General features: G+C 63.1%; 15 protein-coding genes. 7 read left to right on the top strand and 8 right to left on the bottom strand.

The features are described 5' to 3' along the window. Positions 1 to 179 precede the first annotated feature (179 nt). On the top strand, positions 180 to 968 hold the full coding sequence (locus ACUY2Y_RS02700; RefSeq protein ID WP_448324701.1) for a DUF4191 domain-containing protein: 789 nt from the start codon (positions 180 to 182) through the stop codon (positions 966 to 968). A gap of 39 nt (positions 969 to 1,007) precedes the next feature. Here the strand turns inward: ACUY2Y_RS02700 and ACUY2Y_RS02695 are convergent, their stop codons facing one another. Next, a complete protein-coding gene (locus ACUY2Y_RS02695; RefSeq protein ID WP_448324700.1) occupies positions 1,008 to 1,490 on the bottom strand; it encodes an RDD family protein in 483 nt (160 codons plus the stop codon). Positions 1,491 to 1,642: 152 nt separating this feature from the next. Between ACUY2Y_RS02695 and glnA the strand changes: the two genes are divergently transcribed. The 5 genes from glnA (at position 1,643) to ACUY2Y_RS02670 (ending at position 6,770) form a co-directional block, all read left to right on the top strand. Then, a complete protein-coding gene (glnA, locus tag ACUY2Y_RS02690; protein ID WP_448324712.1) occupies positions 1,643 to 3,052 on the top strand; it encodes a type I glutamate--ammonia ligase in 1,410 nt (469 codons plus the stop codon). Between the two features lie 103 nt (positions 3,053 to 3,155). Next, positions 3,156 to 4,091: a TDT family transporter gene (locus ACUY2Y_RS02685; RefSeq protein ID WP_448324699.1), complete on the top strand. Its 936-nt coding sequence runs from the start codon at positions 3,156 to 3,158 to the stop codon at positions 4,089 to 4,091. A gap of 82 nt (positions 4,092 to 4,173) precedes the next feature. Then, entirely contained in the window at positions 4,174 to 5,100 is a 927-nt protein-coding gene (locus ACUY2Y_RS02680) for a hypothetical protein (protein ID WP_448324698.1), read from the top strand. A gap of 270 nt (positions 5,101 to 5,370) precedes the next feature. Next, entirely contained in the window at positions 5,371 to 5,844 is a 474-nt protein-coding gene (locus ACUY2Y_RS02675) for a hypothetical protein (protein WP_448324697.1), read from the top strand. A gap of 26 nt (positions 5,845 to 5,870) precedes the next feature. Further along, positions 5,871 to 6,770 carry a CPBP family intramembrane glutamic endopeptidase gene (locus ACUY2Y_RS02670; RefSeq protein ID WP_448324696.1) on the top strand — a complete coding sequence of 300 codons (900 nt, stop codon included), beginning with the start codon at positions 5,871 to 5,873 and terminating at the stop codon, positions 6,768 to 6,770. On the opposite strand, the gene ACUY2Y_RS02665 is transcribed toward ACUY2Y_RS02670, so the two are convergent. Next, a complete protein-coding gene (locus tag ACUY2Y_RS02665; protein ID WP_448324695.1) occupies positions 6,728 to 7,339 on the bottom strand; it encodes a glycoside hydrolase family 25 protein in 612 nt (203 codons plus the stop codon). The genes ACUY2Y_RS02670 and ACUY2Y_RS02665 overlap by 43 nt on opposite strands. A 7-nt stretch (positions 7,340 to 7,346) precedes the next feature. Next, positions 7,347 to 7,871 (bottom strand): NUDIX hydrolase, encoded by a 525-nt coding sequence (locus tag ACUY2Y_RS02660; RefSeq protein ID WP_448324694.1) that lies wholly within the window; start codon positions 7,869 to 7,871, stop codon positions 7,347 to 7,349. Positions 7,872 to 7,974: 103 nt separating this feature from the next. On the opposite strand from ACUY2Y_RS02660, the gene ACUY2Y_RS02655 reads away from it, so the two are divergent. After that, complete coding sequence (locus tag ACUY2Y_RS02655; protein ID WP_448324693.1) at positions 7,975 to 8,796, top strand: hypothetical protein; 822 nt, start codon at positions 7,975 to 7,977, stop codon at positions 8,794 to 8,796. A gap of 30 nt (positions 8,797 to 8,826) precedes the next feature. Here the strand turns inward: ACUY2Y_RS02655 and ACUY2Y_RS02650 are convergent, their stop codons facing one another. Genes ACUY2Y_RS02650 through ACUY2Y_RS02630 form a run of 5 tightly spaced genes read right to left on the bottom strand, consistent with a single transcriptional unit; the run spans position 8,827 to position 14,916 of the window. Further along, entirely contained in the window at positions 8,827 to 9,861 is a 1,035-nt protein-coding gene (locus ACUY2Y_RS02650) for a S1 family peptidase (RefSeq protein WP_448324692.1), read from the bottom strand. Next, entirely contained in the window at positions 9,830 to 9,988 is a 159-nt protein-coding gene (locus ACUY2Y_RS02645) for a hypothetical protein (protein WP_448324691.1), read from the bottom strand. The genes ACUY2Y_RS02650 and ACUY2Y_RS02645 overlap by 32 nt, the downstream gene beginning before the upstream one ends. Before the next feature lie 22 nt (positions 9,989 to 10,010). Beyond that, positions 10,011 to 11,459: a threonine synthase gene (gene thrC, locus ACUY2Y_RS02640; protein ID WP_448324690.1), complete on the bottom strand. Its 1,449-nt coding sequence runs from the start codon at positions 11,457 to 11,459 to the stop codon at positions 10,011 to 10,013. Positions 11,460 to 11,512: 53 nt separating this feature from the next. Next, positions 11,513 to 11,839 carry a hypothetical protein gene (locus ACUY2Y_RS02635; RefSeq protein WP_296145560.1) on the bottom strand — a complete coding sequence of 109 codons (327 nt, stop codon included), beginning with the start codon at positions 11,837 to 11,839 and terminating at the stop codon, positions 11,513 to 11,515. 14 nt (positions 11,840 to 11,853) lie between these two features. Continuing rightward, complete coding sequence (locus tag ACUY2Y_RS02630; RefSeq protein WP_448324689.1) at positions 11,854 to 14,916, bottom strand: bifunctional [glutamine synthetase] adenylyltransferase/[glutamine synthetase]-adenylyl-L-tyrosine phosphorylase; 3,063 nt, start codon at positions 14,914 to 14,916, stop codon at positions 11,854 to 11,856.

Raw genomic sequence — 14,916 nt, 5'->3', positions numbered from 1 at the left:
AGTAGCCCTGAAACTCAACAATCGACCGCGAAAGACCCTGGACTACGACACCCCAGCAGAACGCATGGCCGAACTACTAGGATTGACCGGAACCTAGGAAACGTTGCAACGAACGCTAGAATCCGCCATCAGCCGTGGTAGTTCGTGCGCTGCGCGGGCACTTCGTTACTCTAGTGACCATGGCAAAGGACAAGAAGGCAACTGCAGCCGACGCTTCCGCGAAGAAGGAACAGCGCTCGGCGAAGCGCATGAAACGCAAGCAGACCCGTTCCCAGATCTGGCAGGCGTTCAACCTCCAGCGCAAGCGCGATAAGAAGCTGATCCCGCTGATGCTGGCGTCCATCGTCGGCGTGGCGCTGCTCTTCTTCCTGATCGGTCTGCTGTTCGGTGGCGAGTGGTTCATGCTCGTTCCTGGCATTCTGTTCGGCTTCGTGCTGGCGATGTTCATCTTCACCCGCCGCCTCGAGGGCTCCATGTACGAGGAAGTCGGCGACACCCCAGGCGCGGCTGCGTGGACGCTCGAGAATATGCGCAACACGATGGGCATCGTGTGGCTGACCAAGACGGGTATTGCCGCTAATCCGCAGATGGACACCGTCCACCGCGTGGTGGGCAACCCTGGTGTCGTGCTCGTCGGCGAGGGCGACCCGAAGCGTCTCAAGCCGATGATGGAGAAAGAGCGCAAGCGCATCGACCGCCTCGTCGCGGGTGTGCCTATCCACGAGATTCTCGTGGGTTCGGGCGAGGACCAGGTCCCGCCGAAGAAGCTCCAGCGCACGCTGTTGAAGCTTCCGAAGAACTACAGCAAGGACGAGGTTTATTCCGTCAACGCGAAGCTCGACGCGATGGACAATATCCGCGGCGGCCAGCGCGCCGGCCTGCCGAAGGGGCCGATGCCGCACCAGGCGCAGAATATGGCGGGCATGAACCGCAAGATGCGCCGCATGCAGCAGCGCAAGGGAAAATAAACAGAGTTTCCAGCTAAATCCGCTCGTCAGCCGCCAAGGCTACGAGCGGATTACTGCTGTTCCGGTCGCACGATCGTGCATCCCGCGGCCGTCAGGGTCAACGATCGCCGCGGGGAAGATGAATCCAGTCAAGATGGTGCGCACCGCCGCTCGCCAGAAGCCGACGGTCGCGCCAGGCTTATCGACGCGAGCGACGCCCATCCCCAGCACTGCCATTCCCGGCGTGCGCGCAAAGAGCCAGCCGCTGATGATTCCCAGCAGCAGCCAAAGGATGTACGTCAACGTGGCGGTCCCGCCGAATACGTGGGTATTCATGACGATGAAACCCGCAATGATCCAGCAGATTCCCCAGTCGATGAGCACGCCTCCAGCGCGGCGCATGACTGATGCCATGGCTCCGCTGCCGCTCTTCGGCATGCCGAGGTGCTCCCCTGGCCAGCGTCCGACCATGAAGTCGTCGTCGCCGCCCACGGGACGGGGCGATTGTTTTCCGGCGTTGCTGCCACGCTGCGCATTACCCATGGTCACCAAGGATAGAACACGGGTTTTCTAATCCGAATTCATCTCTTCCGTACACCGGCGGAGGCATTGTCTTTCCATGTAACATCAGTGGAAGCACCCAATTTGCACTCAAGGAGTTTTTAACTGTGGGCTTTGAAAATATCCAGGACACGATGAAGTTCATCAAGGATGAAGAAGTCGAGTTCGTCGACGTCCGCTTCACCGATGTGCCTGGCATTGAGCACCACTTCAGCATTCCTGCGTCCATGTTCGACGAGGACGCTGTCGAGGAAGGCTTGGCTTTCGACGGTTCGTCGATTCGCGGTTTCACCACCATTGACGAGTCCGACATGATCCTCATGCCGGATCTCGCCACCGCCGCGCTCGACCCATTCCGTAAGGCCAAGACCCTGAACGTGAAGTTCTTCGTCAACGACCCGTTTACGCACGAAGCGTTTTCTCGCGATCCACGCAACGTCGCGCTCAAAGCTGAGGAGTACCTCGCGTCCACCGGCATTGCTGACACGTGTTTCTTCGGCGCAGAGGCGGAGTTCTACCTCTTCGATTCCGTGCGCTACTCCACTGACGCGCACAAGGCTTTCTACGAGGTGGATTCCATCGAAGGTTGGTGGAACCGCGATCGTGAGGTCGAGCACGACGGTTCCCCGAACCTCGGCTACAAGACGCGTCTGAAGGGCGGATACTTCCCCGTCCCGCCGTACGATCAGACGCTCGATGTCCGCGACGACATGACGCTGCGCCTGGCGCAGGCCGGTTTCGAAATCGAGCGGTTCCACCACGAGGTGGGCACTGGCGGTCAGCAGGAGATCAATTACAAGTTCAATACCCTGCTGCATGCGGCTGATGACCTGCAGACTTTCAAGTACATCATCAAAAACACCGCAAAGGAATGGGGCAAGACAGCGACGTTCATGCCGAAGCCGATTGCCGGCGACAACGGCTCCGGCATGCACGCCCACCAGTCCCTGTGGAAGGACGGCGAGCCGCTGTTCTACGACGAATCCGGCTACGGCGGCCTGTCCGATATCGCGCGTTTCTACATCGGCGGCATTCTCCACCACGCAGGAGCAGTACTGGCGTTTACGAACCCGACGCTGAACTCCTACCACCGTTTGGTCCCAGGCTTCGAGGCCCCGATCAACCTTGTGTACTCGCAACGCAACCGCTCCGCGGCGATCCGAATTCCGATCACGGGTTCGAACCCGAAGGCCAAGCGCATCGAGTTCCGTGCACCGGACCCGAGCGGTAACCCGTACCTTGGCTTCGCGGCGATGATGCTGGCCGGCTTGGACGGTGTGAAGAACCGTATCGAACCGCACGAGCCGGTGGACAAGGACCTCTACGAGCTCCCGCCGGAGGAAGCGAAATCCATTCCGCAGGCTCCGACCTCGCTCGAGTCGTCTTTGGCTGCATTGGAAGAAGACAACGACTTTCTTACCGAAGGTGATGTCTTCACCGAGGACCTCATCGAGGCCTACATCAAGCTGAAGGTAGACGAGGAGATCACGCCGGCGCGTCTGCGCCCGACTCCGCTCGAGTACGAAATGTACTTCGACGTCTAAAGCGCGCGCTGCAGCGCCGCACCACCCCGCGCCTCCCGTTCCCGAGGAGGTCGCGGGTTTTTCACGTTTCGCACAATCAGCGCAGATGATTACCATATGTTGAGTGACTGATAAGTTCCGCCAACTGCCTCCGCCCGGCCCCGCTTGGGGCGGCAGCCTCATGGGCACGTCGATCGTCGCTCGTCTGCTCGTCGAAAAGAACATGATGGTCGGCGCGGGCATCTTCTCCGCGATCGCCTGCGTGATCCTCGTGGTGCTCGTGTACGGATTCGCGCGCTACCGCCACCCCAGCTTCGAGCGCACGACGATGGCGGAATGGTCGATGTTCTTCATCGGCATCTTGGCGCTCGGCGCAGCGCTTTCCGGCTTGACCGGTGAGGGTGTGTACCGCCTCATCGGATTCTGGATCGGTGCGCCCGTCACGGTTGTCACCTGGGCCATCCAGCTGACGCGTTTCGACGGCACCCCGCGGTTTACCTGGGGCTTGCCTCTTGTCGGACCGATGATTTCGGCCTCCGTCGCCGGTTGGCTCGCCCGCGATTATGGCGAGATGTACCACATCATGGGCACCGTCTTCTTCGCTATGTCGATCCTGACAGCAGTACCGGTCTTCATTCGCGTTTATTGGGCTGCATGGCACAGAAAGGTCGATCTGCGCGGCCCGAACTCGGCCACTGCATGGGTCCCGCTCGGTGTTGTCGGACAATCTACGACAGCGATGCAGATCCTCTACCCCGGTCCCGTGTCGATCTTCTATGGCCTCATCGCGCTCGGGATCGCCATTCCATTAGCGCTGTTCGCAATGTTCACCTTCTACCCGAACGTCGCGCGGTGGGTCGATTACTCCCCTGCATGGTGGGCATGTACGTTCCCGCCGGGCACGATCAGCATGGGCGGACACCAGCTCGCCCTCGTCAACGGGTCGGAATGGCTCGATGTTGTCGCGCTCAGTATTCCGATTCTCCTCATCGTCCATTGGTCGCTGTGTTCGGGAAGATTCTTAAGCTGGGTCGCGGAAGGACGCCGCCAAAAGGGATAGGTCCCTTCGCGCATTCTTCGGCGAAATTTTCTCAGCGGTTATATATTGGGTCCGTCCGTACAACTGCTCGAAGAAGGCGATAATGACTACTCCGAACATGCCCGGCCCGAACGGCCCCATTGGCAATCACGGCAACCCCGGCCCAGGCTCCCAGCAGTGGGGCAACCAGCAGCAGGCACCGAACGGCCCCGCCGGTGGGCCTTCTGCGGGTTCCACTGCCACGTCGACGAAATCCTCGTCACTTCCTGGGTGGCCGACGTTCGCGGCAATCGGCTTGTTCCTTCTCACCCTGATCAGCAGCTTCTTCCCTATCTTGACGCTGAAGTCGGACGCGGAAGCGCAGCGCGCCCAACTTGAAGAAGAATTCGGCGGCCTCGATCTCAACATCGAAGACATTATTCTCGACTTCACGGTGACCATGAACTGGTGGGCTAGGGCCAAGTTCAAGACTGCCGATTCCAGTCAGATTGCCAAGGAAATCGAGAACGAGTTCTCGAATACCGCCGAATTCGAAGATTTCCAGGTCGTGCTGATCGCATTGACCGCGCTCGTGCTCGTCGCATACATTTCCGCCATCGTGCTTGGTTTCCTCAAGCTGGAGCGCTTCGGCATCATGGCTGGGCTCGCCGCGGCAGCGTTCCAGGTCATCGCGATCATCGTTGCAGTGCTCAATTACGCCGATGCCAACGATGAACCAGAGATCAAGGATCTCCTGCAGGTGAGCTTTGGTGGCGGTTTCTGGATCTGGGTCCTGTTGGCTATCGCCGCCATCGCAGCATTTGTTTTCGCGCTGATCAACGGCGGATCCAAGAAGTCCCCGAGCGCGCCGGCGTTCGCAAGCTCCGGTCAGCCAGGCCAGCCGCAGGGTTTCGGCCCGGGTCAGCCGCAGCAGCAGGGTTTCCAGCAGGGCCAGCCGTTCTCTCCGCAGGGCCAGCCAGGACCGGGGTTTAACCCGGGCCAGCAGCCGGGACCGGGCGCCGGTAACCCGTACCAGCAGTTCGGCCGCTAGACAGCGCCTCTCTTCACCCCCGGGCATCCACAGCACGGATGCCCGGGTTTCGTCTTTCCACAGCAAGCTCGCTTATCGACGAATCGACGCAAACTCTTGACGGACTGTTGTGTTTATGCAACACTTTGGATCATGCCCCCAAAGAAGGGTCCCGTTGACCTGATCCACCATCGGGCGCGGGTACTGCGCGTGGAGAGGGACTTAACGCGCGCAGCTCGCGGAAGCGATCGACATCAACATGCCCGACGAAATCTAATGGAGGAACCACTCATGACCGCCGCCACACCGAACACCGTCAAGGCGCGCAACCGCACAATCCATGCGACCGACGCCGCAATTGCCGCAGTGATCCTCTCCGCCGCTCTCCAGTTCTTCCAGCCGGGCATCGCGAACCTGCTGTCGATGCTTGGCGCCCTCGCCGCAGCCGTCGGCACGGTCGCCCTGCGCAAGCAGATCAATGGCGCCGACCTTCCGGAGGCGGAGCTCGACGAGTACGAGCTGCAGCGCCACCTCGAGGCGCGCGAGGACGGCTTCAAGACGGGACTCGTTCTCTCTATCGCGTTCTTCCTCATCTCCGGGCTCGTCGCGCTGGCGTGCCAGCTGTGGGTCGAGCTCGATGCCACGGAGGTCGCCCTCTTCTTCGCCAAGCTGCTCACCGTCCAGATCCTGTGGGTGCCGTTCATAATCGCGCGCTCGTTGGCCGGCAAGATCAACCGGGACGAGCTCATCACCGCTAAAGGTTGAATGGAACACAGTGATAAACTCCGGCTATGAGCGCCTACCATCTCCTCGGCCGCACATACCGCCTACCTGCTGATTCAACGCAGGATCCGTCACGAGCTCCAGCCGGAACGCCTCCCCGACCCGCGTGGTGGCGCCCACTGCTGGAGCTCGTGCTCGCTACCTCGCTGATGATCGGGCTCACTGCCGCGGCGACCGGCCTGTTCTACCTCTCCGAGAAGATCGCGCAGCCAAGCGTCAGCGCTTTCGATGAATTCTCCTTCGCCGACCGTCCGTACTTGGCCGTCGTGACATTCATCGGCTGGGTCGCGGCCATTCCGGCAGGCTTCATCGCGGCCCGGCTCACCGGCCGTGACCCACGTGCGTTGTGGTCGATAGAGCGCCGCTTCCGCTGGAAGAATTTCGGTCTCGCTCTCATCCCGGCCCTGATCTTCCTGGGCGGCGAGGGGATCTACGCCATCGTGAATTCTGACCGTTCAGAGATGACAGTCGGGCTGCTCAATTGGGGTGCGCTGGCCGTCATTATCGCACTGGCGCCGCTGCAGTCACTGTCGGAGGAGCTCTTCTTTCGCGGCTCGCTGGTCCAGATCATCGGCCAGTGGTTCTCCCCCGCCATCGTGGCGTACCTGCTGCCGTTCCTGTTCTTCCTGTCGGGCCACCACTACGGCTGGCAGGGCATGGTCAGCGTGGGGGTCTTCGCGGCCTGCGCGATGTTTCTGACCTACACCACCGGCGGGATTGAGGCGGCGGCAGCCGTCCACGCTGTGGGCAACACTTTCGCCTACGCGCCCGACGCTTTCGACATCGGCGGGGTGAACCTCAATGCAGCGACCACTGCCGATCTGCTCATCTCTGTGGTGGCTACCATCGCCGCGACGGGCATTGCCTACGTGCTGATCACGCGCCGTACGTTGACATCCACCTCGTAACCGGCAACGAGACCGCGCGAGCCGTACTGCCACATCACGGGCGCCTGCTTGCCCACGTCGCCAGGCCACGCACGTCCCTGAAGCAGCTCCCGCGGTGGCCCGACGCGGTCCGCGCCGTAATCGGCGACCCACACGGCGCCGAATTCGGCGGTGCCAGCGCCGAGCATCCGCCAGCGCCAATAGCGTGGATACGTGTAGATCCCGGCGACGGGCACACCGCGCGCGGTGAATTCGTCGCGGGCCTGGCGCACGTGGTCGAGGCTGAGTCCAGCGGGTGTCTCACAATCGATCCACATGGGATAGACCTGCTCCCCCATCACCGCACAGGCGGCGTCGACCTGCTCGGCGACCGTAGTGCCCTCCGAAGGGTTGCGCAGGTAGTGGTAGGTCTCGATGGAAAGACCGGCGCGGTATGCGTCGTCGATATGCGATGCGTATGTCCGGTCCCGGTAGGTGCCGTCAGTGGTTCGCACGACGACGAACTCGATGCCTTCGGCAGCCGCTTGGACCAGGCTCAGGCCGTCTTGGTGCTCGCTGACGTCGATGCCGATGTGAAATTCCGCGGCCATGAGCTGCTTAGCGCTTGGAGAACCCCATGCGCGGTGTGAAAGCCGCGGGGTGCTTGCGCTGCGCGACGGCGTCGGCGATGACGAGACGCCACTTCGGGTCGGTCACCGGCATCTGGGCGATGGAGAACCAGCCGGTCTCGGTGTTCTCGTCGTCGCCGACTTCCGGTACGGCGGCGGGATTGTCGGCTTCAAGGCGGATAGCGACAGACATGTAGGTGGCGTTGTCGCCGTTGGCGTGCACGATAGGGCCGACCGCTCCGACGCCGAGGAGCGCAGCAGCACTGGCAGCCACACCGGTCTCCTCCTCCACTTCGCGCTCGGCGGCGTGGTGGGGCTCCTCACCTGGGTCACAGATCCCCGTCACGGGCGTCCATTCCCCGTTGTCGGAGCGCTTGACCAGGAGAACTTCGGGCACGGCCCACGGGGAGTCGGCGGTGGAATCGCGGAGCACCACGGCGGTGACAGCCGGGATCCACATCAGGTCGGTGCCGATTTTCTTCCGCGTTTCCACGATGAATTCGGGGATGGGCATGTGTGCGCACCTTTCTGTCCGGAAGCGTCAAGCGAGTTCGCCGTCCAAGTCTACGTCCCGCGTCCCCGCGTTAACGGGTGGGTGAACTAACATCATCTTCATTATGAGCACGCAGGTCACCCCGCCCACTAGCACGCAGGACACCGAGGACAACGCGTACAGCCGTGTGCCCGCGGGCGCGTTCATCGTGGGTTTCGGGGCGTTAGTGATCGTGTGCATCGTGCTCACGGTAGGTCTGTTCAATTACGAGTCGTCGGCGCAGGAGCGCGCGTCGAGCACATCGGAGGCGACGTCGACGAAATCGTCGACAAGCGTGCACGATATCCCGACGGTGACCACCGTGACGGGCTCGGATGGTCAGCCGAGTGTCTCACGCCCGCCGAAGCCGACGCCGCCGGAGACGAGCGAAGAGCAAGTGCGGTCGTCGATACGCGCGCATTTCATCGAGAACGCTAAGACGGCCCGCACGTACACGGGTGTCGCGGTCACTGGCGATGTCACGGAGCTCGCGCTCGAGGATATGCCGGAATTCACGGGCCACGTCAGTCGCTTGCTCGAGCAGAATTGCGTGGACTCGATGGCGCTGACCACGCCGGATAATGTCCGGCTGACGTTCAACGGTTTCTGCTATTCCACGATGCCGGGTGAGACCTTCGAGCGCATGCTCGACGTCGCGCTGGAAGGGGAGGCGGATTCTATCGACTTCGCCCATAATCCGTCGTACGGCCACAGCAACCACGTGTCCATGACGTGGTTCGTCGACAACGAGGAACAGGCTGCCCGCATTCACGAGACGTGGCACGAGGTTCGCCGCCCGCGCGCTGTGCAGGAGATCCGTTTTGCCACGTACTCGCCGGAGGCGGTCCACCGCCTGGTCAAGGAGCGCGGCAAGGCCGACGCATGGACGGAAGACGAACGGTTCTAAGCATTCGCTTATCGACGTCTCCCCTGCCCCCTACCAGGTCTGCTCCACCCAGTCGACGCCGGGAACGACCCGATTGATGACCTCCATTACTTGGTCGTAGTTGGAGTACGACATCATCTTGGTCTCTGAGCCTGCTGCATCGCACGGCTCAGCGGCGCGACCTGCTTCGGTACCGGAGACGACACCGATGATGCTGGCGCGCCCGCCGATGAGATAGAACACCGGTCCGCCGGAATCGCCCGGCAGTGCGCAGGCGTGGGCGATATCGCCGTAGGTCTCCCGCTCGGTCTCTGTGTCAGTGCGGATGATCTGCGTGCGGTTCGAGGCCTCGAAATCTCCGCAGGTGAATCCTGTGGTGGCACCGGTCTTGCAGATCTCTTCTCCCGCCGGAATATCCCCGGAGTACAGCACCGTCTCGATCGGCTTGCCCACGAGGTCCATGTAGCGGTCGGGGTCGGTGATCTCGATGATGCCCACGTCAATGTCCCCGGTCTCCCCCACATCGTCGCTGTAGAGGCCCGAATAGATATAATGCCCGACCTCCACGGAATAATCCGAGACCGTCTCGGCGTACGTCGGCCACACCAGGTCGCCTTCTTTGCCGCAGTGGCCGGCAGTGACGGCGTAATTGCGCCCGTCTGGGCCACTGAAGCTGAACGCGACCGTGCATGTCTGCGCCGTGAACTGTTCGCCCGCCTGCGGATAGTGGTCAGTTGCCTGAATCTTGGTGCCGGGCGCCCACTGCGCGAATGCCGGGGAGGAAACACGGTACCCCATCGCCGGCTGGTCCGGGTTCTCCGCCTGCCCGTCGTGGTGCTGTTCACCCGGGGGACGCTGCACGTGCTCCCGCTCCTGGCGTTCCTCCGCTGACGGTGTCGGGTGCTGCGCCGTGGTGACTCCCAGCCATGCCACGGACGCCACCATGAAGGTGGTGATCACGACCATGGCCGCCCACAGCGCCACTCCCGCTGAGGAACCGTGGTGTTCTTCTGGCCTCTGGTCCGCCCGGTACGACACGTCATGTGCGGCGTGCTTAGGCGTCCTGCTCTCCGGTGTGTGTGTCATCGGTGGTGCTCTTCTCGCCGTTGTCGCCCTTCTCGCCGAATTCCTTGATCAAGTTCATGTCGCGGAGAAATTTCTCCGGGTCGAATTCGGTGTAGTGCTCGGGGCCTGCGAACTGCTCCTGGGCCATGGTGGCTGGTGTCTCCTTTTCGCTAGCTCTTCTGCTCCGCGGCGGCTGCGACGGTCTCGGCGATATACGTCTTCACTGCCTCGGTATCGTTGGGCATGTCCACCACGTGACGGCCAGCCTCCATGATGTGGGCGAAACGCTCAGGCACGTCGGGCTCCTGGCCGGTGGCCTCGACGATGGTCTCGGAGAATTTCACCGGCAACGCGGTTTCCAGCACAACGATCGGAGTGTCCACTTTATCGGCCACACCGCGTGCGACAAAGACGCCGTCGGCGGTGTGGGGGTCGATCAGGACATTGTGGGCGGAGTGAGTGTCACGGATCGTCGATACGCGATCTGCGTGCGTCGACGTGCCGGACAGGAACCCGTAGCGGGAACGGATCTCGTCCATAAAGTGGTCGTCGAGCTCGAAGCCGCCGTCCTTCGCCTTGACGCCGAAGAGCTCGGCAGTCTGGTTCGCGTCGCGCTCGATGACGTCGAAGATGAAGCGCTCGAAATTGGATGCGCGGGAAATATCCATCGACGGCGACGACGTCGCGTGCGTCTCGGCCGCCGAGCGCGGGCGGTACTGGCCGGTGGTGAAGAACTCGTGGAGCACGTCGTTCTCGTTCGTCGCGACGATGAGCTTGTCCACCGGCAACCCCATCTGCTTCACGATGTGGCCGGCGCAAATATCGCCGAAATTGCCCGTGGGAACGGAGAAGGAGATCTTCTCGTCGTTGCTTTCAGTGACCTTGATGTAGGTGGAGATGTAGTACACGGTCTGCGCGAGCAGACGCGCCCAGTTGATGGAATTCACCGCGCCAATGTGGTGCTTGGACTTGAACGCGGCGTCGGCATTGACCTCCTTGACCACGTCCTGGCAGTCGTCGAAGACACCGTCGAGCGCGATATTGAAGATATTCGGCTCATCCAGCCCGAACATCTGGGCCTGCTGGAACGGCGTCATACGACCAGCCGGGGTCAGCATGAACACGTTGATATTGTCCCGGCCGCGCATCGCGTACTCGGCGGAGGACCCCGTGTCGCCGGAGGTCGCGCCGAGAATATTCAGGGTCTCCTCGCGACGGGCCAGCTCGAATTCGAAGAGCTCACCGAGCAGCTGCATGGCCATGTCCTTGAACGCGGCCGTCGGACCTTCAGACAGGTGGGCGATGTAGAGGTCGTCCTCCAGCTTGCTCACCGGGACGATCTCCTCGTCCGCGAAGACGGGGGTACGGTACGCGTTCGCGGTGAGCTGCTCGACCTTCGCCGGCGGGATATCGCTGACGAAGAGCTTCACCACCTCGGCAGCGAGTGCCGCATAACCACCCTCGGCGAGAACACCGCGCCACTGTGTGAGGCGCTCATCCGTGATCCGCGGGTACGCCACGGGCACGTACAGGCCGCCATCGGGGGCGAGCCCGGACAGCAGAATGTCGGTGAACTTGTTCGGAGCGGCTGATGCGTCGCGTGTTGAGATGTAATCCACCCAAAGCAGTCTACGTGGGATCGCTCACTAAATAGAAGGGTGGGGGTAGTGCGTTACCGGCTATGCGCGCCCGGCGGATCCTGCCGCCCGGTGAGAATGTCCATGATTCCGCGCACAGCATTCTCTCCCAGCACCGGCAGCACGCGATCTTCGAAACCTGGGGTGTCGCGGGCCTGCCGCGCATCGCGTGTGTAGCGCGCAGCAGCGTCGTCCCGGCGCGCCATGCTTACCGACGGCGCCGCCACCGAGACCTTCAGCATCGTGCCGTCCAATTCCAGGGAGGTGGCGGAGTCAGCGCCGGCGGTGCGTGCCGCGTCCACGAGCGCGACGAGGTCGCCGTACGTAGCATCGTTCAGGTCGATCGACAGATTCACAGCCATACCTGCCAGCATAGTTAGTCGTCGTACTCGAAAGACGGCTTCTCGCCCCAGAACACCTCCTCGACGACGGCGTGCGCCCGGCGCGTGAGCTTCAAGTAGTGGTCCAAAAAAGCCTGCGCGTCGTGGGGGTCGTATCCGGCGGCACCGGCGACCTGGTTGAGCTGCGCGCCCGGCCCCGGGAGCTGATCCGTGCGCTTGCCGGTCACCAGCACCAGGGCATTGCGTGCCTCGGTGGCGAGCAGCCATGCCTCCGTCAGCGTGCGCGCCTGGGGCGTCGCGATGATCTTCTCCCCGCCCTCCGTGACCAGGAAGTCCAGCACCTCGAGGGTGGAGGTGTTGTGCAGCACGTCGTATTCGTGGGCGTGCATCATGGTGAGCAATTGGACGGTCCACTCGATATCCGATAGCGCGCCGCGCCCCAGCTTGGTGTGCGTGGCGCGGTCGGCGCCGTGGGGCAGGCGTTCGTTGTCCACACGGGCCTTGATGCGGCGGATCTCACGGATGTCTGCTTCGCTCGCGCCGCCTTTCGGGTAGCGGAACGGGTCGATCGCCTTTAAGAAGGCGGTGCCCACTTCGCGGTCGCCGGCGACGTAGGTCGCGCGCAGCAAGGCCTGCTTCTCCCACACCGCGCCCCACTCCTTGTAGTAGCGCTCGTAGGAGGCGATCGTGCGCACGACCGGCCCAGAGCGACCTTCGGGCCGCAGACCGAGGTCGACTTCCAGCGGTGGGTCGCCGGACGGCTTGGACAGACGTTTGCGCATCTGGTCGATGATCTTCGTCGCCCACGCCAGAGCCTCGGACTCGTCGACTCCGTCCGCGGGCTCAGCCACCACAATCACATCGGCATCCGAGCCGTAGCCGAGCTCCTGCCCGCCGAGACGGCCCATGCCGATCACCGCGATGCGGGCCAGCGGCTCCTCGACCCCGCGCGCAATGAGGTCGGCGCGCACCTCCGCGCGGATGCCTGCTTCGAGCACGGCGTCCCACACCCAGGAGAGCTGCTCGCAGACCTCGCGCACGTCCATGAATCCCAGCAGGTCAGCCGAGGCGATGCGCGCCAATTCAGCACGGCGCAGCGAGCGCGCGACTTTGACGGCCTTGTCGGGATCGGCGTGGCGCTTCGTCGCCGCCACCAGCGCTTTGTACACGCGGTCCGGCGCGGTATCCAGCAGCTTCGGTTGGGAGGCCCCGTCACCGAATTGCTTGACTACATCGGGCGCAGAAATGATCAGGTTCGCCGCGTACGGGGAGCTGCCGAGGATGTGCATGAGGCGCTCGCCGACAACGCCTTCGTCGCGAAGCATGCGCAAAAACCACGCCTTATCGACGGCCGCTTCCGACAGCTTCCTGTAATTGAGCAGCCCGGCATCCGGGTCCGCGGTCTCCCCCAACCACGCCATGAGCGTAGGCAGGAGGATCTGCTGCAACCTCGCCTTGCGGGACGTCCCCTTCGCCAGCGCGGACAGGTGCTCGTAGGCGCGGTCCGGGTGCGTGTAACCGAGGGCCTTCAAGCGGGCCTTCGCGGCATCGGCACCGAGACGTGCCTCGCCCACGCTCATCCCGGCGATCGAGTTCAGCAGCGGGCGGTAGAACAGGCGCGTGTGCAGGTCGGTGATCTTCTTGCGCTCTTTTTTCAGGCGCCGGTCCAGCTCGTCGACGGCGGAGGCCTTCGGCGAGGAGATGAACCCGGAGGTCAAAGCGAGCCAACGGCGGTTCTCCGCATCGTCGTCGGCGGGCAGAGTGTGGGTGCGCTTGAAGCGGTGCAGCTGGAGGCGGTGCTCGAGCAAGCGGAGAAATTCGTACGCCTCGACCAGGTCGGCGGCGTCCTCCCGGCCGATATAACCACCAGCAGACAGGGCCTCGATGGCAGCGACGGTGTTCTGGGCCTGAACGGAATCGTCGATCCGCCCGTGGACGAGCTGCAGCAATTGGACCGCGAACTCGGCGTCGCGCAACCCGCCGGAACCGAGCTTCAGCTCGCGCGAGCGCATGTCCGCCGGCACATTCGACAGCACGCGGCGGCGCATGGCTTGAACGTCCTCGACGAAAGAATCGCGTTGGGAGGATTCCCACACCATCGGCCGTAGGCGGTCGTAATAGGCCTGGCCCAGCTCCATGTCGCCGGTCATCGGGCGCGCTTTGAGCAGCGCCTGGAATTCCCATGTCTCGGCCCAGCGCTTGTAATACGTCTCGTGAGAATCGAGGGTGCGCACCAAGGCACCGGACTTGCCTTCCGGGCGCAGGTTCGGGTCGACATCGAAGAATGCGGCGTTGCCGACAGCCGTCAGCTCGCTGGCGACGCGGGTGGCGTGCGTGTCTGCGGGCTCGGCGACGAAGATGACATCCACATCCGAGATGTAGTTCAGCTCCCGCGCACCGCACTTGCCCATCGCGATGACGGCGAGCTTTCCGTCGTATTCCTCGTCGCCGTGCACCGCGCGCACCCCGACAGCCAGCGCCGCAGTCAGCGCGGCGTCCGCGATCGTGGTGAGCAGCTCGGTCACCTCGCCGTACCCCAGCTCCTCGTGCTGAGCGCCATAGCCCTTGAACGCGGAATACGTGCCCGCCAGATCCGCAGCCGCCACGCGCATGACCAGTGTGCGATACGCGTCCTTCAGTAGCTTCTTCGCTTCCACGCCCGTCACCGCCGCACGATAGGTTCCGGCGCAATCGCAGCTTTTCGACGCCGTCGGGTCCCCCTCCACCGGCTCCGCGTCCACCGCGCCCAACATGGCCTGGAAAATCTCTTCGGAGCTGGGCAACGGCTCCGCCAGCAGTTTCCATTTCTCCGGGTGCGCCACCAAGTGATCTCCTAGGGCTGTGGAGCCTCCCAATAGGGCGAAGAGGCGGACGCGGAGCACGTCGTCGTCGATAAGCGCTTGGCGCAATTCCTCATAGCCGTCCCCGAGCGCCTCGGCGAGGCGGAAGCTCGTGTTGAGCGTGAGATCCGGATTGCCCGAACCCCCGAGCGTGTAGAGGACGTCGTTGTCGCTCCAGCCGAGTTTCTCCAGGTCCTCGGCGGCATTCGCCCCGGTGAGCGCGAGTTGGGCAGGCGACGGTGAGCTGCTGCGGGCCAT

Source organism: Corynebacterium sp. 20-84 (assembly GCF_053479455.1).
The sequence above is the reverse complement of the archived record's forward strand: the minus strand, read 5'-3'. Positions and strand labels throughout refer to the sequence as shown.

Excerpts from the sequence above, each read along its gene's own strand:
- ACUY2Y_RS02700 (WP_448324701.1), top strand. The coding sequence starts at position 180 with ATGGCAAAGGACAAGAAGGCAACTGCAGCCGACGCTTCCGCGAAGAAG.
- ACUY2Y_RS02695 (WP_448324700.1), bottom strand. The coding sequence starts at position 1,490 with ATGGGTAATGCGCAGCGTGGCAGCAACGCCGGAAAACAATCGCCCCGT.
- glnA (WP_448324712.1), top strand. The coding sequence starts at position 1,643 with ATGAAGTTCATCAAGGATGAAGAAGTCGAGTTCGTCGACGTCCGCTTC.
- ACUY2Y_RS02680 (WP_448324698.1), top strand. The coding sequence starts at position 4,174 with ATGACTACTCCGAACATGCCCGGCCCGAACGGCCCCATTGGCAATCAC.
- ACUY2Y_RS02675 (WP_448324697.1), top strand. The coding sequence starts at position 5,371 with ATGACCGCCGCCACACCGAACACCGTCAAGGCGCGCAACCGCACAATC.
- ACUY2Y_RS02670 (WP_448324696.1), top strand. The coding sequence starts at position 5,871 with ATGAGCGCCTACCATCTCCTCGGCCGCACATACCGCCTACCTGCTGAT.
- ACUY2Y_RS02665 (WP_448324695.1), bottom strand. The coding sequence starts at position 7,339 with ATGGCCGCGGAATTTCACATCGGCATCGACGTCAGCGAGCACCAAGAC.
- ACUY2Y_RS02660 (WP_448324694.1), bottom strand. The coding sequence starts at position 7,871 with ATGCCCATCCCCGAATTCATCGTGGAAACGCGGAAGAAAATCGGCACC.
- ACUY2Y_RS02655 (WP_448324693.1), top strand. The coding sequence starts at position 7,975 with ATGAGCACGCAGGTCACCCCGCCCACTAGCACGCAGGACACCGAGGAC.
- ACUY2Y_RS02650 (WP_448324692.1), bottom strand. The coding sequence starts at position 9,861 with ATGACACACACACCGGAGAGCAGGACGCCTAAGCACGCCGCACATGAC.
- ACUY2Y_RS02645 (WP_448324691.1), bottom strand. The coding sequence starts at position 9,988 with ATGGCCCAGGAGCAGTTCGCAGGCCCCGAGCACTACACCGAATTCGAC.
- ACUY2Y_RS02635 (WP_296145560.1), bottom strand. The coding sequence starts at position 11,839 with ATGGCTGTGAATCTGTCGATCGACCTGAACGATGCTACGTACGGCGAC.
- ACUY2Y_RS02630 (WP_448324689.1), bottom strand. The coding sequence starts at position 14,916 with ATGGCCCGCAGCAGCTCACCGTCGCCTGCCCAACTCGCGCTCACCGGG.